Origin of the sequence: Runella sp. (assembly GCF_965279615.1) — a bacterium.
Lineage (GTDB): Bacteria > Bacteroidota > Bacteroidia > Cytophagales > Spirosomataceae > Runella.
On the sequence record NZ_OZ257252.1, the window covers coordinates 5,971,194 to 5,992,264 of the forward strand.

18 protein-coding genes are annotated in these 21,071 nt (G+C 43.7%); 5 read left to right on the top strand and 13 right to left on the bottom strand.

What is annotated here, in order from left to right:
* Positions 1-127: 127 nt before the first annotated feature.
* Complete coding sequence (locus tag ACQY73_RS25085) at positions 128-550, top strand: DUF2141 domain-containing protein (protein ID WP_428656298.1); 423 nt, start codon at positions 128-130, stop codon at positions 548-550.
* A 1-nt stretch (position 551) separates the two neighbouring features.
* On the opposite strand, the gene ACQY73_RS25090 is transcribed toward ACQY73_RS25085, so the two are convergent.
* The 5 genes from ACQY73_RS25090 to ACQY73_RS25110 form a co-directional block, all read right to left on the bottom strand.
* Positions 552-1,097, bottom strand: a complete 546-nt coding sequence (locus ACQY73_RS25090) for a DUF2911 domain-containing protein (RefSeq protein WP_428656300.1) — start codon at positions 1,095-1,097, stop codon at positions 552-554.
* Between the two features lie 54 nt (positions 1,098-1,151).
* Complete coding sequence (locus ACQY73_RS25095) at positions 1,152-3,311, bottom strand: chitobiase/beta-hexosaminidase C-terminal domain-containing protein (RefSeq protein ID WP_428656303.1); 2,160 nt, start codon at positions 3,309-3,311, stop codon at positions 1,152-1,154.
* 444 nt (positions 3,312-3,755) lie between these two features.
* Positions 3,756-4,289, bottom strand: coding sequence for an REP-associated tyrosine transposase (locus tag ACQY73_RS25100; protein ID WP_428656306.1), 534 nt, complete (start codon positions 4,287-4,289; stop codon positions 3,756-3,758).
* A gap of 129 nt (positions 4,290-4,418) precedes the next feature.
* Positions 4,419-5,870, bottom strand: a complete 1,452-nt coding sequence (locus tag ACQY73_RS25105; RefSeq protein ID WP_428656308.1) for a DUF1501 domain-containing protein — start codon at positions 5,868-5,870, stop codon at positions 4,419-4,421.
* Between the two features lie 3 nt (positions 5,871-5,873).
* Positions 5,874-8,270 carry a DUF1553 domain-containing protein gene (locus tag ACQY73_RS25110; protein WP_428656310.1) on the bottom strand — a complete coding sequence of 799 codons (2,397 nt, stop codon included), beginning with the start codon at positions 8,268-8,270 and terminating at the stop codon, positions 5,874-5,876.
* Positions 8,271-8,527: 257 nt separating this feature from the next.
* Between ACQY73_RS25110 and ACQY73_RS25115 the strand changes: the two genes are divergently transcribed.
* Genes ACQY73_RS25115 through ACQY73_RS25125 form a run of 3 tightly spaced genes read left to right on the top strand, consistent with a single transcriptional unit; the run spans position 8,528 to position 10,935 of the window.
* The gene (locus ACQY73_RS25115; protein WP_428656312.1) at positions 8,528-8,761 is read left to right on the top strand and encodes a DUF433 domain-containing protein; all 234 of its coding nucleotides are present in this window, start codon (positions 8,528-8,530) and stop codon (positions 8,759-8,761) included.
* Positions 8,758-9,111, top strand: coding sequence for a DUF5615 family PIN-like protein (locus ACQY73_RS25120; protein ID WP_428656314.1), 354 nt, complete (start codon positions 8,758-8,760; stop codon positions 9,109-9,111). Before ACQY73_RS25115 ends, ACQY73_RS25120 begins: the two co-directional genes overlap by 4 nt.
* Entirely contained in the window at positions 9,112-10,935 is a 1,824-nt protein-coding gene (locus tag ACQY73_RS25125; protein ID WP_428656316.1) for an ABC transporter ATP-binding protein, read from the top strand.
* Between the two features lie 58 nt (positions 10,936-10,993).
* Here ACQY73_RS25125 and ACQY73_RS25130 read toward each other — a convergent pair whose 3' ends face one another.
* The 8 genes from ACQY73_RS25130 to ACQY73_RS25165 all read right to left on the bottom strand — a co-directional run bounded on the left by ACQY73_RS25130 (position 10,994) and on the right by ACQY73_RS25165 (position 20,287).
* Entirely contained in the window at positions 10,994-13,462 is a 2,469-nt protein-coding gene (locus ACQY73_RS25130) for a DUF5686 and carboxypeptidase regulatory-like domain-containing protein (RefSeq protein ID WP_428656318.1), read from the bottom strand.
* A gap of 536 nt (positions 13,463-13,998) precedes the next feature.
* Complete coding sequence (locus tag ACQY73_RS25135; RefSeq protein WP_428656320.1) at positions 13,999-14,676, bottom strand: hypothetical protein; 678 nt, start codon at positions 14,674-14,676, stop codon at positions 13,999-14,001.
* 85 nt (positions 14,677-14,761) lie between these two features.
* On the bottom strand, positions 14,762-15,451 hold the full coding sequence (locus ACQY73_RS25140; RefSeq protein ID WP_428656324.1) for a pirin family protein: 690 nt from the start codon (positions 15,449-15,451) through the stop codon (positions 14,762-14,764).
* Entirely contained in the window at positions 15,448-15,969 is a 522-nt protein-coding gene (locus ACQY73_RS25145; protein WP_428656327.1) for a hypothetical protein, read from the bottom strand. The genes ACQY73_RS25140 and ACQY73_RS25145 overlap by 4 nt, the downstream gene beginning before the upstream one ends.
* Positions 15,970-16,038: 69 nt before the next feature.
* The gene (locus tag ACQY73_RS25150) at positions 16,039-16,779 is read right to left on the bottom strand and encodes an intradiol ring-cleavage dioxygenase (RefSeq protein ID WP_428656329.1); all 741 of its coding nucleotides are present in this window, start codon (positions 16,777-16,779) and stop codon (positions 16,039-16,041) included.
* 116 nt (positions 16,780-16,895) lie between these two features.
* Positions 16,896-18,227: a S41 family peptidase gene (locus tag ACQY73_RS25155; protein ID WP_428656332.1), complete on the bottom strand. Its 1,332-nt coding sequence runs from the start codon at positions 18,225-18,227 to the stop codon at positions 16,896-16,898.
* A gap of 225 nt (positions 18,228-18,452) precedes the next feature.
* The gene (locus ACQY73_RS25160; protein ID WP_428656334.1) at positions 18,453-19,148 is read right to left on the bottom strand and encodes a LytR/AlgR family response regulator transcription factor; all 696 of its coding nucleotides are present in this window, start codon (positions 19,146-19,148) and stop codon (positions 18,453-18,455) included.
* A 38-nt stretch (positions 19,149-19,186) separates the two neighbouring features.
* Positions 19,187-20,287, bottom strand: coding sequence for a sensor histidine kinase (locus ACQY73_RS25165; protein ID WP_428656337.1), 1,101 nt, complete (start codon positions 20,285-20,287; stop codon positions 19,187-19,189).
* A 178-nt stretch (positions 20,288-20,465) separates the two neighbouring features.
* Between ACQY73_RS25165 and ACQY73_RS25170 the strand changes: the two genes are divergently transcribed.
* On the top strand, positions 20,466-21,038 hold the full coding sequence (locus tag ACQY73_RS25170) for a helix-turn-helix domain-containing protein (RefSeq protein WP_428656339.1): 573 nt from the start codon (positions 20,466-20,468) through the stop codon (positions 21,036-21,038).
* Positions 21,039-21,071: the final 33 nt, after the last annotated feature.

The following is a 21,071-nucleotide window of genomic DNA, read 5'->3' on the forward strand; positions in this document are numbered from 1 at the left end:
AAAATTTGGATGAAAGTAATAAAAGTTGCGTGCCATAAGTTCTTGAATAAGGGTTGCGCCGACCTCAGTTGTCTAATCCTTGTGAACCGAATCGTAATGGTATCAATCTGTTAATATACAGCCTGCTATGAAGCTATTGTTTTTTCTTTTCTTTATCACCTCTTTTCTGCCCGCTGACGAAATTGCCCTTACCATTGAAATAACCAATATTCGTCATCCGAAAGGCACATTGCGGTTGGGTGTATTTCGGCAGGGGAATACGTTTGGAAGCACGTATACCAAACCCGATTTTGGGCAGATGGTTGCCGTAACAGGCAAGGGAGAAGCGCGTACGGTGATGAACTTACCACCGGGCCGCTACGCGTTGGCGCTGTATCACGACATGAATGATAATTGGAAACTGGACAAAAACATTGTGGGTTATCCCAAAGAACCTTATGGGTTCAGCAACAATTTTCACCCGGTATTGTCAGGGCCGGACTTTGAAGATTGCGCCTTTGAAGTCAAAGAAAACGGCCCTTGCCACCTCAAGATAAAGCTACTGCATTAGATTATTTGAAGGGAACAGTAATCTTGGTCATGTCCCAAGCCAGCACCATAGCGGGAGTTGCCTCGTCGAAAGAGATCAGAAATTGCTCCTGAACATTGCTTAACGATTCCACAGGAATTTCTACCTGCAACACGTCAGCATCAGCTTCCCGACTGGCTTTTTGATTAAGATCAACCCCCCAACCATACATTTTGCCGTTGAAAATCACCATCCATTTCTCTTTTCCGGGAATGGTCCAAAGCGTGTATTTGCCGGCAGGAAGCGTTTTTCCGTCAATGGTCAGGTCTTTGTTGGTGGTAAACGTGGTTGCTTCATTGGCTCCTGTCCGCCACACTTTTCCATAGGGCTCTAAACCGCCGAAAATGACTCTCCCTTTTTTGGAAGGGCGACAGTAAAAAACCGAGATTTCGGTGCCATCTTTCTTGTATTCTGCGGTAGCTTCGGGACTTGCTTTTTTGGTATTGTACTGGATGAATTTGAAGGTGATGAATAATACAACGGCCAAGACGCCAATCACGATGCCGGTCCATTTTAAGATTTTTTTCATTGGAAGTGAGGTTAGGAGTTAAGTTTGGTAAAACTATATAAAACAAAGGTTTTTTCAGTTAAAAAATACTTCATCGACAAACACCCATGCAGGTTGTCCTTTGCTTGGATGCCATGCCGGAAGTTTGGCGACGGGCTTGGCTATGAGTTTAATGACGGTATAGTTGCCTGCTTTCAACTGACTTTGGATGGCTTCTACCCGAGTTGGCTGGTCTTTCATTGGTTGTTCAGGTTGAATTTTTTGTAACAACGTTAAATGCGCTTTATCGTTCCCGCCCCAAATCTCTACCGAAGCAGGTGGAAAAATGAAACCGCCCAAATTTTTGCCAATACTCATCGTAACGGTTTTCAAAGGAGTGGGCTGCGCGAATGTAAACAATGCTTCAAAAGGTTTTTCGCGGTAGCCAAGCCAAGCCGGATTTTTGAAATCACTTGCTTCACCTTTCTTCTGATTGATGAGTGTATGTCCTCCTTCGCCTTTGTATTGGGGATTGGGCTCGTTGATCAATTCGGCAAGTGCGGGGTGATAGGTACCTTTAAAAAAGGAATATTCCACCACATCGCTGGCGTACCATTTGTCTTTGGTCGCTCTTGCTTTTACGACTGTATAATCGGAAAGCGTAAGGGGATTTTTGTAAATGGGAGACGATAGGGTATCAGGCGTTGAGCCGTCGAGTGTATAACGAATAGTGATACCTTTGAGCGGATGTTTGAACGTCACGGGTGTTTGATCGGTCAAAATAAACTTCTCGTTGACCAACATCGGCGGATTGAGTTTGAGCCGTTCCGATTCATTGGGAATGTAGCCCAACTCAAAGCGTATTTGTTGATTTTGTTTTTTCAATTCAGCGATATCTTTCTCCGAAATCGGCGTGTTCCAAACAAATACTTCTTGCAGATTGGGCATTTTGCCTAAACTTTGCAGGGCTTCTTTGGTGACCTTAGTGCCTGATAACGAGAGCGATGTCAATGCCGAAAGCGATTTCAACTCAGATAATGTTTTACCCGTAATATCGGAATTATTCAGATTCAGTTTCTCCAAGTTCTCAAACTGCGCAATGGTGCTCAAATCTTCGTCTTTGATGGGCATGTTGGATAAATTCAGCACCACCAATTGCTTTTTAATGTCTGATAACTCGCCCAATTGCCCCGGTTTGTACGCCTGCCGCACAAAGAAATCAGCTTGTAAAGCAGGAGAATTGTAAGCAATGGGAAAGATAGTTCGGAAGGGATTGTTTAATTTTTCAAGGGTTGATTCGGCAGCCGCCTCAAATGTATAGGTCTGAGCAGGAATAACCGTTGGACCGGCCGACTTGTTCAAAAATGCCTGCGCCAATCCTTTCAACGGGTCGTTGTCGGCAAATGCTTTAAGTGGTTTTTTTACATCGGCTCCGCTTTGGATCCAAGCCGTAAGCAGATCGATTTCCTGAGGAGTTAGTTGGGCTTTACCTTTGGGAGGCATGTGCTTTTTGTCGTCGAGCGGAAGATTGGCGCGTTGAATGATATGACTGTTGAGGGCATCGCCGGCGACCCATATCGGGCCGTTTTTTCCTCCTTTGTACAGACCTGCGAGGGTGGTCATGAGCAATTCGCCTTTGGTCTTTTGTTCGTTGTGACATTGAAAACACTTGGCTTTCAAAATGGGTTGTACCGCTGCTTCAAATACAGGCGTATCGTCAGTAACAATTAGTAAAGTACTTTCTTTTTGAGCAGGAAATAAATAATCATCTCCGTGCGTAAGGCTTGCACCAAAATGGCCCGTTATAACCAAAATTACGGCACTAATTGTCAAAGTAAGATTGAAAAGCCCTTTGTGGCCTGTAGATTGTTGATGCAATAAAACCAATCCATAGATCAGAAAACTCAGACCAACACCGGTGTATTTGTGCCAAGTCAATACCTCTGCGGTGTAGCCTTCTTCGCGTGATAAGAAGAAGCCCATTAACGCCGCCAATGCAGCCGTCAGGGCTGTTAGTGACAAGACAAAGCCAAATAGTTTCGAAAAACCGATGCCTTCAAATTCTTTCCTGAAAACCCACAGCAATCCTGCTAAAATCAGTAGTCCAATAGGTAAGTGCAATAGCATGGGGTGCATTCGCCCAACAGGCTGCAACCACGCAGGAATGGTGACTTTGTCCTGAAATACCAACAAAAACACCAACAAGGCGTGAATGGCTAAGAGTAGGTATGAGGTTAGGTTTTGAAAACGAGGCATTTGAAAATGTCGGTTTAAGCAGTCGCTCGCGTCTCGCGAGTGACGATTATTGATAGGCCTCCGGCCGAATAAATTACGAAGGCCGGAGGCCTACTAATAATCGTCACTCGCGAGACGCGAGCGACTGCGCCGGTAAACTAATTTTACACTGTCCAGGTATCAGTTCCGGAAAATTCAAGTCGGACATGTTTAATTATGACAACTTCGCTCTGTTGTTGGGAGATTGGATAATCATTTATTTCGGATTCAAAAATTAAATGCATGTGATCTTTAGTATTCTTGACAGATTCAAGATAACCTATTAAGTCTTGTAAGCCGAACTGTCACCAACAATTTTTATCTGCTCAGGAGCATTCCTATAAGTGATAAATGAAAGCATGTAAGGGAAATGATATTATTAAAAATGCACTTGATATAAAATTTGTGATAGCTTTTAATTCGTCACTATAGATTACTTACTTTCAACGGTGAATCGGCGCAGGCACTGCTATATAAATAATAATAAGGCTCAGTAACGATACCTGCTGCTACAGGATTTTGATGGATATAGTCAATTTTCTGTTGAATGATTCTGTTAGAGTAAAGCTCAATCGGATGATTCGTCTTTTGCCAAAACATGTATTCTGAATTCTGGGCGTATCGATTGGCAAAAAACTGAAACATATAGTCCAGCCATTCTTTACGGCTTTCTTGAGGATTGTCTCTAATAAGTTGTAATAATTGCTTTGCCGTATAGCTTTTAAAATCGCGCAATAGCTCGTTCAATAATCCCCTGTTACGACGACAAATGATGTGAATATGACTCGGCATTATTACGTATTCAAAAATTTTAAGATTCTTTTTCTGTTGACAAAATTTCAGGTTTTTGATGATTTCATCTGAATATTCTTTCCTCGTAAAAATATCTATCCAACCCACTACAGTAAGCGTAACGAAATAGGTAGCTTCAGGTACAGTTGCTTTACGCAATTCTGACATAATTTTTAATTTACAGTAGTCGCTCGCAGGATGCGAGCGACGATTATTAGCAGGCCTCCGGCCTAAAAAATAACAAAGGCTGGAAGCCTTATAATAGTCGTCACTCGCAGGATGCGAGCGACTGCGGTGTTAGGCAATCAACCCCGGAATTACTTTTCCTGCTACATCCGTCAGGCGGTAGCGGCGACCTAAGTGCTTGTAGGTCAGCTTTTCGTGGTTAAGGCCCATTAAATGCAAAACGGTTGCGTGAAAATCGTTGATGTGCACAGGGTCGCGGACGATGTTATAACCGAAATCATCCGTTTCTCCGTAAACAGTACCGGGTTTTACGCCACCGCCGGCCATGAAAGTACAATAAGCACGCGGATGGTGATCGCGACCGTAATTGTCTTTGGTAGCCGTTCCCTGGCTGTAATTAGTACGGCCAAACTCACCACCCCAGATCACCAACGTTTCGTCGAGCAAGCCTCGTTGTTTCAAATCGGTAATCAGCGCCGCCGATGCGCGGTCAGTATCTTTGGTCTGCAAAGGCATTTCGCCCACCATGTTGCCGTGTTGATCCCACCCTTGATGATACAGTTGAACAAACCGAACGCCCGCTTCCGAAAGCTTCCGGGCCAGCAGGCAATTGGCTGCAAAGGTGCCGGGAACCAGACATTCAGGGCCGTACATTTTAATTATATGGTCTGGTTCTTTGGTAAAGTCAGTAAGCTCGGGCACAGCGGTTTGCATACGGTAAGCCATTTCGTACTGCTGCACTTTGGCTTTGATTTCGGGGTCACCAAAATCGTCGTACGCCATAGTATTGAGTTCAGAAAGATTGTCGAGCATCTTGCGACGCGCCGACCGGTCAGTACCTGCAGGGTCGTTGAGGTATAAAATGGGTTCTTCCCCGCTGCTGAAAACCACGCCTTGGTGGGTGGAATCCAGAAAACCGTTGGTCCAAAGTTTGGAATAAACGCCCTGCCCGTTGCCTTTGCCGCGTGACAGTAACACCGAGAAAGCGGGTAAATTCTTATTTTCACTGCCGAGTCCATAGCTTGCCCATGCACCCATGCTGGGGCGATTGCCCTGCTGGGCACCCGTTTGCATGAATGTAAGGGCCGGGTCATGGTTGATGGCCTCCGTGTTCATGGTTTTGATCATGCAGAGGTCGTCGACGATATTGGCAATGTTGGGAAACAACTCACTGATCCACATGCCTGATTGGCCATGTTGGGAAAATTGAAAATGCGAACCCACCAACGGAAACTTCGCTTGGTTAGCAGTCATGCCCGTAAGGCGTTGGCCCATGCGAATAGAAGCAGGGAGTTCTTCGCCCGCCATTTTGTTGAGCATGGGTTTGTACTCAAAACTTTCGTACTGCGACGGCGCCCCATTTTGGAACAGATAAATAACTCGTTTGGCTTTGGGGGCGAAGTGCGGAATTCCCAGGGGCAATGCATCGGAATCATCGCCCGAACCTTTGAACAGATCGGGTACGAGCAGCGAACCAAGCGCCACACTGCCAATGCCTGCGGTCATTTTCCCCAAGAAATGCCGACGATTTATGTTAAAGCGGTTTTCTAAGAATTCGTTCATACCCTACTTCATGATTACTTCTTCCAAATTATACACCATCAATATCGTTTGCATCAGCGCCGCCGCTGTGGTACGGACTGCCAGTCCGTTACTATCACTCAGTTTCCTATCAATTGAATAAGGCGTCTCACCCACGCTCAATAATTTCGTAGCCTTTTGTGGTTCCTTTGTCAAAGCTGTTTTTTCTTCATCAAAATACCTGCGTATAACGTCAAGTTCTTTGGCTTTGGCTTGGCGACAGACGATTTGGCGAAACGCTTTGTTGATCTTATCGTCAACGGATGATTTTTCCTGCGTTAATTTTTCCGCCAAAACACGCGCGGATTCCAAAACGGCAGGGTCGTTGAGCATTAACAGCGCTTGCAGTGGCGTATTGGTACGAGAGCGCTTTACTTCACATTGGTCGCGGTTGCTGGCGTCGAAGATCAGCATATTAGGGGGCGGGACAGTACGTTTAATAAACACGTACATGCCGCGTCGGTAGAGACTGTCGCCATGGTCTTGAATATAGCTTTTCAAACTTCCTCTTCCCGAAGAGGCCACTTCCCACAAGCCTTTAGGTTGATAAGGTTTCACACTTGGGCCACCAATTTCGTGGTTGAGCAAACCACTGCTCGACAATACCAGATCGCGCACAAATTCTGCGGGAAGGCGCATGCGCGGCGCACGAGCCAGAAAAACATTTTCAGGGTCTTTGGATAAATGCTCTTTGGTGATCGCGGAAGATTGACGATAGGTTGCCGATAAAACGATTTGCCTGACCAATCGCTTAATATCCCAACCATGCGTCCGAAAATCGACCGCCAACCAGTCCAGCAACTGAGGATGAGAAGGAAGCTCGCCCTGCATGCCAAAATCACCAACGGTTTTGACGATCCCGCGTCCAAAAAAATCCTGCCAAACCCGATTGACAAACACCCGTGCCGTAAGTGGATTTTTAGCGTCCAGCATCCATTGTGCTAATCCGAGGCGATTTTGGGCGTATTTTTTAGGATTAAAAGGAAGAATAAAATTGGGCATATTGGCCTTTACTACATCTCCCAATTGGTCATAATTTCCCCGATTTAAGACATGGGTAGGGCGCAATGTATCTTTATCCTGCATCACCATCACCATGACGGCGGCAGTGTCAGTCTTGTTTACAAATTTCAGAATATCCTTAACATCCTGCGTTGTGATCTTCATGTTGGGCGGATCGGCAAAATTCGCATCAATGGTTCCGAAAAGCCCTTTTTCAGGCACTTGATTAAAAAACGCAAAGGCGCTGTAATAATCTTTCTGTAAAATGGGGTCGTACTTGTGATCGTGGCACTTGGCACATTCATACGTTAAGGCCAAAAACGTTTTTCCATATGTATTGGTCCGGTCGGTAACGTATTCGATGCGGTATTCTTCGTCGATCACGCCGCCTTCCTGCGTAATTTTATGATTGCGGTTAAAACCCGTTGCCAGCAGCATTTCTTTGGCCGTGGGATCATCCACTTTTTTGCCCTGTTGTTTGGCCAGCAGATCACCGGCCAATTGCCACGTCAAAAATTTATCATAACCATAGTTTTGGTTGAAAGCATAGATGACCCAATCACGCCAAGGCCACATGGTACGCAGACCGTCGTCCTGGTAGCCGTGTGAGTCGGCGTAGCGGGCGGCATCAAGCCAAGGAAGCGCCATTTTTTCTCCGTAATGCTTGCTTTTAAGCAGTTCGTCTACCACTTTTTCGTAGGCATTCTCAGATTTGTCTTTCAGAAAACGTTCCTGCAATTCCAATGAAGGCGGAAGACCTGTTATGTCAAGAGAAGCACGTTTGAGCAACCGTTCTTTATCGGCTTCTTCGTTGGGTTTGAGACCGTTTTCCTCCATTTTTGCCAACGTAAACCGGTCTATTTCATTTCTAGGCCAAGCTTCATCGCTTACTTCAGGGAGTTTAGCAGTAACGGGAGCAATAAACGCCCAGTGAGGTTTGTATTTAGCACCTTGTTTTATCCATTTTTCGATGAGTGCAATTTCGTGATCGGTCAATTTAAGATTTGATTCGACCGGCGGCATCAGTTCAGCCGTATCCTTGGTCGTAATTCTGAGCCAAACGGCCGAATGATCAAGGTCACCGGGGACAATAGCGTGTTGTTTTGGATTGTCTTTTAAAGCGGCATAGGCGGCTGCTTCGGTGTCGAGTCGAAGATTGGCTTCGCGTTTGTTGGCGTCCGGACCGTGGCATTTAAAACAACGGTCGGAGAGGATGGGGCGAATGTGGTAATTATAATCAACTTCGTCGGGAATGGAGGCTGCCGATGCGTTGCCTCTGTTTAGAAAGCATGCGGCTGTAGCGCATGATAGTGCGATGCCAATACCTATTAAAAGCCTGTTTTTGAGCAAATAAGACTTTGCCTGAGCGAATAGTTTCACGTTAAGGTTAGGAACAGTTTATAACAAGTACAAATATATTTTAAAAAATATTATAAACTAATTTCTACTGCACGAAGGGCAATTATTTACTCAAGTATAGGGCTCTTGCCGTAATTACTTCAACGTAGGATTAGATAGTATTTACCTGTTAAATTATGATAAACTAATTCAGCCATGTAGTCATAGCAGGAAAGCACCTTCGAGAAAACTAAACTCACCGGGTTTTTTATTAACTTTGACGTTTAATTTGCATAAAGATGGAAACAATTCTCTTAAGTCGTATCACGCTTAATCCTACCATTGGCCATGGCAAGCCTACAGTCAGGAATACTCGATATTTGGTCGAAGGGCTTTTGGAATACTTGGCGGCAGGCGATAGTATAGACGAGGTTTTAGAGGCCTTCCCTGATTTGGAAAAAGAGGATTTGTTGGCTTGTATCCAATATGCGTTGGCTACTCTTAAAGTTCAAAGCGCAAATTTGGCGGCATGAAATTTCTCATTGACGCGCAACTTCCTCCTGTACTAAAATTTGTTTTCATAAGCAATGGATATGAAGCATATCACACTCTTGATTTGCCCCATAAAAATGATACTTCTGATAAGGAAATTTTAGAATTAATAGCAAGAGAGAACTATGTTTTAATTACTAAAGATAAAGATTTTTATAATTCTTTTGTTTTGAAACACCAACCCCAAAAACTGATTTTGGTGCGAGTGGGAAATATAAGAATTAAAGAACTGAAAGCTGTTTTTGAGAATAATATTGATAAACTTCTTCATCTCCTCAACTATAAAGACCTCGTCATTGTTGGGATTGATAAAATTGATATAAAAATTTAAATGAAAATTTATTGGCGCATTTTACAGTACGCGCGTCCGTTAAGTCGATACGTGGGGCCGTACTTTTTTACTTCTTTATTGGGTAGCTTGTTTGGGGTACTCAATTTTACACTGATCCAACCTTTGTTGGATGTTCTTTTCGGAAAAGCTAAAATTCCTGAGCAACTGATCTTTCCGTCGTTTCGATTTGATGCCGACTACTTGGTGGACTTATTTCAATACTATTTTGGCCATGCTATTCAGGATTACGGGAAGTACGGTGCTTTGCAATTTGTGTGCGGTGCTATTATGATCTGTGTGCTGCTGTCCAACGTGTTTAAATACTTGTCTATCCGTATTATTGAGAACTTCAAGGCTTATACTGTATCTCAACTCAGACAAGCCGTCTTTGATAATGCCATTCGGCTCAGTTTGTCATTTTTCTCGAATGAACGCAAAGGTGATCTGATCTCAAGGGTAACGACCGACGTGCAGGAAATCGAGAATTCGTTGGGGCGGGCGTTCAGTGCATTGTTCAAAGAACTGTTTACGCTGATTTTTTACTTCATTACGTTGTTTGCGATGTCGGTCAAGCTGACGTTTTTTACGCTGATCGTGATTCCGCTTTCGGGCGTCATTATCGGGAGTCTGGCTAAAAAACTCAAAGAATCAGCCTCTGAAGTGCAGCAACGATTGAGTAATATCATCAGCGTATTGGACGAAACCTTCGGCGGTATCCGGGTCGTAAAAGGCTTTAATGCAGAAAAAGTGATTCAGAAGCGTTTTGAAGCGGAGAATCAAGGATACCGCCATGCACTTTTACGCATGGTTTTTCGGCAGGAAATGGCACCGCCAATGTCTGAATTTATGGGCGTGGCCGTAGTTGCGGGAATTTTGCTGTACGGTGGTTCGATGGTTTTATCAGACAATTTTGAGCTTTCGGCTTCTACATTTGTTACCTATATTATCATCTTCTCGCAGGTTTTGCGGCCCGCCAAAGAGATTTCCAATGCCGTGAGCGGAATTCAACGCGGCGTGGCGTCGGGTGAACGAATTATGCATTTGATCGATACCCCCATTGAAGTAAAAGATGCGCCTAATGCAATGCACGTGAAATCGTTTAACAATGCCATTGAATTGCGGAATGTCTCTTTCGAATATGAGAAAGGTATTCCCGTTTTGCAGAATATTTCTTTTACCATTGAAAAAGGCAAAACAGTGGCATTGGTAGGTTCGTCGGGTGGTGGAAAGTCGACGGTGGCTGATATGGTTCCGCGCTTTTATGACCCTATAAGTGGTAAAATTCTGATCGATGGCGTAGACTTACGCGATGTAACGACCAAGTCGTTGCGTGACCTCATGGGCATCGTAACGCAGGAGTCTATTTTGTTTAATGATACTATTTTTAATAACATCGCTTTTGGTACAGATGCAACCGAAGAACAGGTAGTTGCCGCCGCCAAAATTGCCAATGCGCATCAATTTATCATTGAACAAAATGATGGTTATCAGACTTTTATCGGTGATCGTGGTACAAAATTATCCGGTGGACAGCGCCAGCGCCTGAGCATTGCGCGGGCGATCCTGAAAAATCCGCCGATCTTGATTTTAGATGAAGCTACTTCGGCCCTTGATACCGAATCTGAAAAACTGGTGCAGGAGGCATTGACTAATTTAATGAAAAACCGTACAACGCTCGTCATCGCACACCGTCTCAGCACGATTCAACACGCCGACGAGATTTTGGTATTGAGCGGTGGCAAGATCATCGAACGCGGTACACACGATGATCTGCTGACAGAAGAAAAAGGATTCTACCGCAAATTGAGCTTAATGCAGAGTTAACCCGCCGTAGGGGCAGGCCTTGCGTCTGCCCGGCCGAGACGTATTTGTCGGATGAATTTCAAAAACTCCAGGTATTTTTGCTTTGATTATAAGGCTCTAACGAGAATTTGATGCCATTCCTAACCCCAAAATCATTGGATTGTCCTATCACATAATAGGCTCCGATCCGTAATCTTTCGCGACCAATTTTGAAAACTCTGTTTAACCCAAAAAAGACTTCTGAGTATTGGTAATTTCGTTCCGGAACGTATAAAAATCCGCCACCGGCCATCTCTCTGATCTTGGTTTTGTTGAAAAACGGTATTTTACTCGTAAAAAAACCATTGAATTGATGCACATAATGCGATTCAATATACCAGTTGAATACCGGGAAAGTCTTAGGGATCAACTGATACGTAAACATTGCAGGAGAGAAAAAACGGCCGTCGCCGCCGCGCATGTATTTATAATCCATAACGGCTAAACTGGTAGTATCCAGGAACTTGCCGGCGCTTATCCGATATTCTGAGGTACCGATAATTCCTACATTGAAGGTTTGCCTGACAGCGGCCGACAAAAGGGTGAAAACATTGGAGTTTTTGCTCGTTACGGGCCAAGCTCTATCTAAACTGACACTGAAAGTAGGGTATTTTGAACCTAGGATCACTTTTTCGTTGGGTTCTCTCAAATAAAGTTGTCGAGGAGTATATTCAACGCTGATACCGGTTTTCAACACATGGCTCGTAGGAAAAATCTGCGGGGTGTTATTGTTGAAAAGTTTATCGCCCAAGGAGCCGAATTTAAAGTCTCCCAAATCGCTCCTGATCTCATAATAAGCCTGTGTGTTGAGATAAAACCCATTAAAAAGCTCGGTACGGTGGCGTATATCTATAAATTTATTCTGATAGAAATTACTTCGCTTAATGATATCCCGTATGGTAGCTGCTCCATTGATGATGTTGAACCCCGAACCGATCGCGAAATTTATGCTTGATACCTTTACAGGATTGTAGAAATAATTGAGGTTAATGCCACCTCTTAAGTCTTGATTTTTAAAGCCATAGGTAAGATTGGTGTTTACCCATACCTGCTTTCGATTCTCCTGCCGCTTGTAGTAGCCCAAACCGTAACGTATACGCCAGCCGCCAATGGCTAATGGGTCGATAAGCCCCAAGACCGGATCAAAATACCAAGTAGTTTTCTTGGCTCGATTGATGTGTCCGATCCCTAAATACAGGACTCTCGGAAACGTGATCTTATTATAAACTTTATCTATCGAATCTAAATACGCTTTTGAGTTTTGTAGGATTTCGAGTCGCTCTTTTTCTTTGATTACTTTCAGTTCGTCTTTCGTGAGGGGATGCGGCCTGATATTTTGCCAAAAGGTAGAATCTCTTTTGTAGGCATTTGCGGTAGTTAAACCCACTTCATCCCCAAAAAAGCGTTTGGGCAAATTCAGATCAAATTCATAGTCAGAGTGAATGACCTCGGTCTTTCCTGATTTCTTTATTGCGCCTTCTTTCACCTTCCAGGTATACGTAATTTTTGAAGTAACCCAACGGTTCTGAATATTTTCAAATTCCTGCTTAAATCCAAATTCGTCATACCGAAGAAGTCCTCTTTTGGTTAATTTCAAATCTACATTACGCAACACCCAACGATCTTCCAACACTTCTATCGTGCCTTCATATAAGGCATTTCCCAGATCCCGGGGCATGACCTTGATTTGGTATATCTTATCTTGCCCGACAAAATAATACTTGATCAGCTGAAATCTGTAACTCAAAAAAGTAAGGTCACTCAAGGGCGAAGTAATTTCGTTGTCACCTATTTTGGGTACTCTCTGGTGATTTTGGTATAAATTAAATTCGCCATCGGTTACTGACTTAAAAAAGAGTGTGCTTTGATCACCGATCTTTTTAACGGCTTCTCTTTCTTCTTTTTGCTGACCGGCGTTGCTTTGATGCCTTATTAATTGACATTCAAAAATATTGAGGTTTGGAATGCTGTCGTTTTTTTGCTGCGCTTTTTCGCTTAGTTTAAGTTGCTCGTCAGGTTTGGGTGGTAATTCTTCTTCTTTCTTTTTTACAACTTTCTTCTCAATATATTCCACACTTTTAATATAAGCTTTGGCCTTGTAATTTTGGTATTGCTTTAAGATCGCTTCTTTGTTCTCAATCACTTTTTTAATGACCTCGTACGAATAATCTTTCTTTTTGACCTTCACCACAACTTCGTCCAACTGCTTATGGTCAATTTTCAGGAAAACATTTTTTACCAGATCTTTGGCCGCTACCACCTCAAATACTTCCGTTTGATAAGCCATCGAAGAAACCGAAATGCGGTTCAGGCCTTCCAATAATTTGATTTCGTATTTACCCTGCGTATCGGTTACGGTTCCTGTGTTGCTGTTAACTACGCGAACGGTAGCACTCGCCAAAGGCTCGTTATTTTCTGAATAAACGTAGCCGCGCAGCTTATAATACTCTTGAGAAAAGGATAAAAAAGGCAGTAAAAAAAGGCTGAACAGTAGTAGATTATTTTTCAAAAAGGCTGCATTTAAAGTGTTTATCGACTGATTTGCACCTTTTGGAGAACGACAGGAAGAGAGTTTTTATTTTTAACAAAGAATAGAAATGGTTCTATAAAATACTCTTCCAACGATTATCAGGTAAAATGAGTCTTTACTATAAAAAAGGATACCGATATGCAACAGATAATTTTCCTGTTTTTTTCTTTGTCTGGCGGGATGTAAAGCAGATGAGCGGGGAGGGCCTTATTATTTAATGGCGGCAGCTGACCATTGTGACTGCCGTCAAAGTAAGGTAAATTGGCTTCGTTCAATTGTTACTTTAGGAGAATATCATACGCCCGGCGCTAATTTGCCCGCTCCCGTTCGGCGAATCTCTCTTTCTTGGCATGGAAATGATCCTATCATTCTGTTAGATTCTGACGTAAACAATTGTTCTTATTGCCCTTGGGCTATTTTGGATTGTAATGGGAAACCATTCGCTTATAAATTAAGCTCCTTGCCTGTAATAGATATAATAATATGGAAAAGCTACTAAAGAGTTGGTTCAGCGATTAAAAAAACACATTCAAAACATTGCCGTTTTCTGAAAAAAGCACATTGCTCAAATGCCCGATTTCGGCGTAACCATTATCATCAAAAACAATATCCTTAAAAATAGCTTCGATCTCGTAAGCTTGTACGCGACGATGAAGTGGGTTGAGCGTACCTCCGTATTCGCCCGCCGCTACGAGTGGATTCCATTGCAACGAAGCATCTACAATAGTACCGCGCGGTGCCATAATGCCCGGATTCCCCAAGCCCCGAAAATCAATTCGGGCGGGGTGGTCAAGACCCAGTGCGTGGCCAAATTCATGCGTGGCAGTAGTAGATTTTCCAAGGTTATCGGTCGTGATCCAGTGACCGACATTGTCGCCCAAACCAAAGCCCATGAACGAGCGCGTGACGTGATTTTGGGCTTCCAAGCGAATGAAATTGTAGCGAAAATTGGTGTTTTCTATAGATAACGGAACAACCTCTGCCAGGCTTACGAGTTCATAGTCAATGCGTATCCGAACTTCGTACCTTTCTTCGTCGAGGCTTACGGATGCCTTGGGTTCGTGGTACATATCACGAATCTCATTGGCAATTGCCTGCGCCAATTCTTCCGTGGCGTGGTTTCCGTAAAAGATAAGTTTAGCGGAAATAGTGACGGTTTTGTTTTGTTCGTTGCGGATTGCTAAAGCGGCCATGATCCTTAAACGAAAATTATTTTTTTAGCCATATAAGGCATATCAGGAAATATAAGACTTATATGATCTCATATTTCTTATATGGTTAAAAAACAACTTCTAACAACAGTAGAATGGCATCGTTGGAAAGGGCCTCAAATTCTACGGCTTCTACAGATTGCAGCGACAAGCCATCGCGTGGATGAAGCAGACGATTCTGCACTTCAAACGCTCCTTCGATCACGAAAATAAAAACGCCGTGTGTTTCCGGACTTTGCACTTCATAAATACCTTCTTCACGGCCGCCGAACTTGCCGATATAACCCGTTGATTGGGTAGAAAAAAGGGAAAGCAATTGATTCCTTTGTTGCAAATCGAACGTGGTTTGCGTTAAACCGGGCGTAAATCCTTCCTTTTCTCCCGATAGCCATATCTGTAAAAAATTGACCAATTCGTCGGAATATGGATTTGTGATTTCGTATTCCATGCCCTGAGTGGCCGAGAAAATCTGTACTTGCCCGGCTTCCACAAAACCTGTTTCTCCCAAACTGTTTTTGTATTCAACGGCTCCCACAAGCGGCAATAAAATCACCTCTGTATTCTCGTCTATATTCATTTTCAGGCTTGTTTCGCCGGCGAGCGTATCGTCGTTGAAAACCCGCAAACAACCAAAAGGCTGACGATGCTCGTCTTGATAACTCCCAAAATTGAAGTTGTGAAAACTCCGAAACCGATCGGTTTGTGAGCATCCGCGCTGTTCGGCTAAAAAGATTGTTGCTTCCGTTTGGGTAATCATGCGATAATTGATTTTTGGATGGAAGAAATGCTGACGTAAGGTTGCAGCGCAATAAGGTCAGTTTCAACTTCTTCGCCTTTGTTTAATGTTTCTCTTTGGTCGCCGTAAGCAATCAAAAGTTGGTCACCGATGGTGTCTATCCACGTGAGCGGCTCGCTGTAAAAATAGATCGCAACTTTGTGTTCGGCTTTATTTTGAATATGTGAATGAACAATTTCAAACTTGAAGCGCTTGAAAGGCAGACGAAGTTTTCCGTGAGCATTTGTTACATCGGGAACAATGTCGTTGAGTTGACGCAGATATCCAATGGCCGCCGTACTCACCATGCCATGCAATTGGTTGGCATTGGGCACATTGTTCAGGAGTTCGGGCAAGGTTTTGTATTTGCCTTCGGGGTCGAAATACTGCGCCTTCATATAAAACTCCATATACGTATCGTCAAAAACGAACTTGTCCCACACTTTCTGAGAGGAGGCGTCAATGACTTTACGATAACACAAGTTGATTAAACCTTTCATTTTTTGCTGCCGGTGAGATAAAAAAACAAAACTCCCAAGGCTTTTGTGAAGCGTATGGGAGTTCTTTACTTAAGCACTTACGACGATGGTGTGTGTCAACGTATAACCGTTGGCTACGCTTCCTGATACGGTTGACATTTCATTGGCAAAACCGTCGCTGAATACGTTATCTTTTTCGTTGGTAGTGTCGGCTTTTCCTTTGGTGTAATAGTTGGTAGCGGTGGTAAATACCGTATCACACACCGAAGCAGGAAAAGCGATCTGGGTCACCAACAATGATTTACCGGTCGCATTATAGATATGTACGTGAATATGCACCGCACGTCCTGAATACCAACCCGGGAAGATACTGGTGAATGCTGCGGCACCGTTAGCGTCGGTCGTTTGACGACCGCGCAAAAAGTGAACCGTAGTATAATTGGTGCTCTGCATTCCCGTTCCGCCGTATTCTGAATAATTTCCGTCTTTGTCGCAATGCCAAATATCGACCAAAGCCCCTTCCAACGCGGCGCAATTATTGTTTTTATTTTTGATGGTGATCGTTGCGGTCATCGGTACGCCGGTGCGGTCTGAACGAATATCTTTCATGACCAACGATGTTGGCGTTTTGGTTGGAAAAGGTCCTTCGGTTTCAGAAGGTGTCGTATCGCATGTGCCGCCGGTGGTACCGTTGGTTGAGCCGGTAGTTGTGGTAGTGCCGGTAGTAGTGGTCGGATCAACTTCGGTTTTACTGCACGCGCCAACCAACGGAGCTACGGCGGCGATACCTAATACAGACAAACTTCTTTTCAAAAAATCCTTGCGTTCCATGTTCTTGAGATGATTAGAGAATGTGATTGATTACACTTGATAATACGTTGGCCTTGGAGCTTTCGTTGTGCAAAAAACGGCAATTGAGGTAAAGGGGGCATTTGTTGCGGTAAATGCTACTTGAGCGCGGGAGATTTTACCACCAGATCACGCACGGTTTTTAGGTCGAACGGCTTATTTTTAACCTCCTGTTCTGCCGATAGGCGGCCGGCAGCGGTGGTTGTGAAACTTCCTGTTTGGATATAATTCAAGGCCGTTGACAGACAGTTTTCAAGCGGATCGCCCCAGTTTTTGGACAGCCCGTCTGAAACAGCGGCATCTACGGCTAATCCATCATAATAATCACCTACGTTTTTAGCGTTAACGGTTTTGAACGCGATCGGTGCGATCACATAATCCATTACCTCAAAACCATACATTCCGACGGGTTTGCCGTGCGTAGCACTGCCGATGAGTTTTACGTCAAGGTAGGGCTTAAGGTTATTGATCAACAATTCAGAAGCCGAGGCCGAGGATGACGTCGTGATAAAGAAGATACGCGACAAATTGAGCGAGCCCGTTTTGGAGAATTTAATGGTTTCGTCCCAATCAGACAGCTTTTTGTTGTGTTGATAACTGAACATCACCGATGAACGCGTTACACTCGTAGGAGCAAGGGCATTGGCGAGCATCGTTTGTGTATCTACGTCACCGCCACCGTTATAGCGTAAGTCCACGATTAGTTCACTGATGCCTGCGGTTTCAAATTTGGTCAGTGCCGCTTTAAGTTCGTTTTGAGAAGGTGTTCCCGTAAAGCTGTTAAAAACCAAATAGCCTACTTTTTTGCCGGCAATGTCGTACGTGTTGGTGTACAAAACAGTATTCAATGTATAAGTAGCTGTGGTAAGTGGAATGGAAACCGCAGTTCCGTCCGATTTTTGGAAGCCAAACGTAGTGGAAGAAACGTCATAAAAAGCACTCACAATGGCATCGTCCGACATGGAAGCGATGGCCTGACCATTAATGCTTGTTACTTTCCAACCGCGTTCTACGCCCGCTTTCCCTGCCGGCGATTGTGCATACACATACCGAACGCGCAGGTCATTGTTGGCGTCGAATTTGATCCAAAAGCCAAAGTCGCTGGTTTCTCCGTCGGAAAAATAACTGTTAAAATCACTTGCTTTCTCAACAAAAGACCATTGATCCAATGGCTGATAGGCGCGCAAGGCGTCCATTTCGCTTTCGGGGTCGCTGTAATTATGAGGATTGAAGGTGGTGGGTAATTTGTCGTACCACAAATAAACATCCTGCATATAAGCCCATAACGAATCACGAATGTCGGCCGTAGTGGTTGAGGTAGTAGGAGTGGTAGTGGAATTTTGAGGGTCGGGGTCGTTTTGTTTGCAACTTACTGCCAACACACTGAAAGCCACCAATCCCGCGATTGCAAATTTTGATATACTGCTCATGACACTGTTTTTAGTTGATTAGGATTAAAAAAACAGGGAGAGTTGGAGCAAATTCAAATCAGGATTTTAGATGGTTAAGTGTACTAATAAACAGTACGCACTGCGAGAAGCAAACGTTTCGAAGTGTTAAAAATTTGCGGTAAATGGGATGAATGTGTAGGAGAAAGATGCACCCTAAATCCCTCGGCAGCGGCCAACCGTCCCTGTGAAGGTGGGATTTTTTGACTAATCTTTAAACAATCGGAAGAAATCTTTCTCGTAACTGTTACCAATTGGGATTTCTTCGCCCGCCAATGTGATGAATTTGTTGCGTACGTTTTCAATACGGCGAAAAGGCACGATAAATGAGCGATGCACGCGGATAAAATCCTGAGAAGGCAATTTTTCCATGATTCCTTTCATTGTCATACGGGCTACTACGGGCTTGCTGCCTTCGATGTGTATCTTGAGATAATCGTCCAGTCCTTCGATAAAGAGAATAGCAGTAAAAGCAATTTTATAAACGCTGTAATCGGCTTTGATAAACAGGTATTGAGGTGGCTCGGGCGTTTCGGATTTTTGGAGAAACTGCTGATATTCTTTGGCTTTATTGACCGCTTGCAGGAAACGTTCAAACGTAAAAGGTTTCAACAGATAATCAATGGCGCTGAGGTTGAATCCTTCCACCGCATATTCGGCGTAGGCAGTCGTGAAAATCACCATCGCTTCCTGAGGAATTACTTTGTAAAACTCAATGCCGGACATAGAGGGCATATTAATGTCCAAAAAAAGCAGATCAACCGAATGACCGGCAAGGTAATTCAGCGCCTCATCGGTGCGGGAAAATGTTTTTTGGAGGTCAACAAAATCTACCTGACCGCAAAAATGCGTAATCACGCGCAGCGCCGGCGGTTCGTCGTCTAAAGCAATGGTTTTAATCATAGTTAATGTTAATGTGGTACGGACGGCCCGTCCGTTTTTCAACTAAGTTCCAACCTCAAATCTACCGTAAAACTACCGAACGAGTCATCAATCGTCAATTCATGTTTGCCCGGATACATCAGTTGCAGTCGCGTTTGGGTATTTTCAATGCCGATTCCGCTTGAGGTTTCCTCATCGTGAAAAACGCGCACTTTTTTATTAAAAGCACGTAAATGCAATTGATTTTCGACAATAGAAAGATGAATCCGGATCAGCGATTTTTCCTGCGGATTGACACCGTATTTAAACGCGTTTTCGATAAAGGAGATCAAGATCAAAGGTGCGATCTGTTGGCCGTTCGGATTTCCTTTTACCGTAAAATGGACTTCAACCGTATCATCAAGACGCAGTTTCTGAAGGGCAACGTAGTTCTCAATGTACATAAACTCTTTGGTCAGCGCCACCAAGCTCGTATCGGCCTCACGCATTACATACCGCATGAGCGACGAAAGCTTTACGACTGCATCAGCCGTTTTGGAAGATTGTTCAATGGCCAGTGAATAGATGGTATTCAGCGTATTAAACAAAAAATGCGGATTGATCTGCGCCTTTAAAAAGGAGAGTTCTGTGTTTATTTTCTCGCGTTCGGTTTGTCGTAATCGGTCGTTTATACGTAACGAAAGAGAAACGAAAATTCCCGCCAAAAAGAGAAACAACGCATGGCTCAGTTCAAAGCCGAAGGGCGGTTTATGTTGTGTTGTTTGAAATGCCGGTGGCGGTAGTTGAGGCTGTGGAGCGTCAAAACTCGGTGGAGGACGGCGTTCAGCGTTGAATTCATGATGCGGCGGCTTGCGTTGAAAAAAGATATCGCGGCGGTCAATTGAAACAAGCATCAGCAAAACAACGCCAAAGCATAAAAGCGTGCTGAACGCATACAATAGATACTTTTCGCTGAAATATAGCTTTGGGATCAGGATGTAGTAATTCAAATAAAAGAATCCTAACATCAACAGATAAGCCAGAAAATTACTTCTTTCGTGTGGATTACTCGTGATCTCCAAAATTTGTGAAAACCCGTTTGGCGCAAATATATAGGGCAAAGCCAAAAACGCGGTTACACACAATAAATGAATCACGACTGACCAATAAGCTCTGTTCATTCGAGACAATAATTTGAATGGAAAAATAGAGAACAAACCCATTGATATGAAATTTTTGCGGTAATGAAGTAGAATTTATAGGTAAATCGGCTTGTATCACGCAAAAGCAGCAAAGATCTGAGGCGTTGAAATCCAATCCCTTGCTTAACAAACAAAGTTCAATTTTACATTTAATCGTATGGCTAACGAAGTAATTATCCAAATAAGCAGTAAACTTAAAGATTATCGTAAGTCCAAAGGGATTACCATTCAACAATTGGCCGACCGGGCGCAGGTAAGCAAAGGTCTGATTTCGCAGATAGAAAACAATCGAACTATCCCATCATTATTGGTATTGATCAATCTGATTCGTTCGTTAGGTGTGGATCTGAACGATTTTTTTGCCGATGTAGAGCAGGCTTCCGAAAGCAAAGTAGTAGTGAAGCGAAGTGAAGACTATCAGGCATTTGAGAAAGAACAGTCAAAGGGATTTTCGTATAAACGGGTAATGACGCGCACTATCCAAAGTATGCCTACGGACATCGTTTTGCTGGAATTAGCACCCAAAGCTACACGTTCGTTTATGGTTAAAACCAATGCATTTGAATATAAATACATCATCAGCGGCTACATAGAATATACCGTCGGCGATCAGAAATACGTGCTTTCGGCGGGAGATTCTATCTTCTTTGATGCCAACTTACCGCACAAACCCACAAACATTGGCGATACCACTGCCTCCATGCTAGCCATGTATTTTTTCAAGGAATAGTGCAGATACCGATTTTATTTTGCTGTTTGTGGT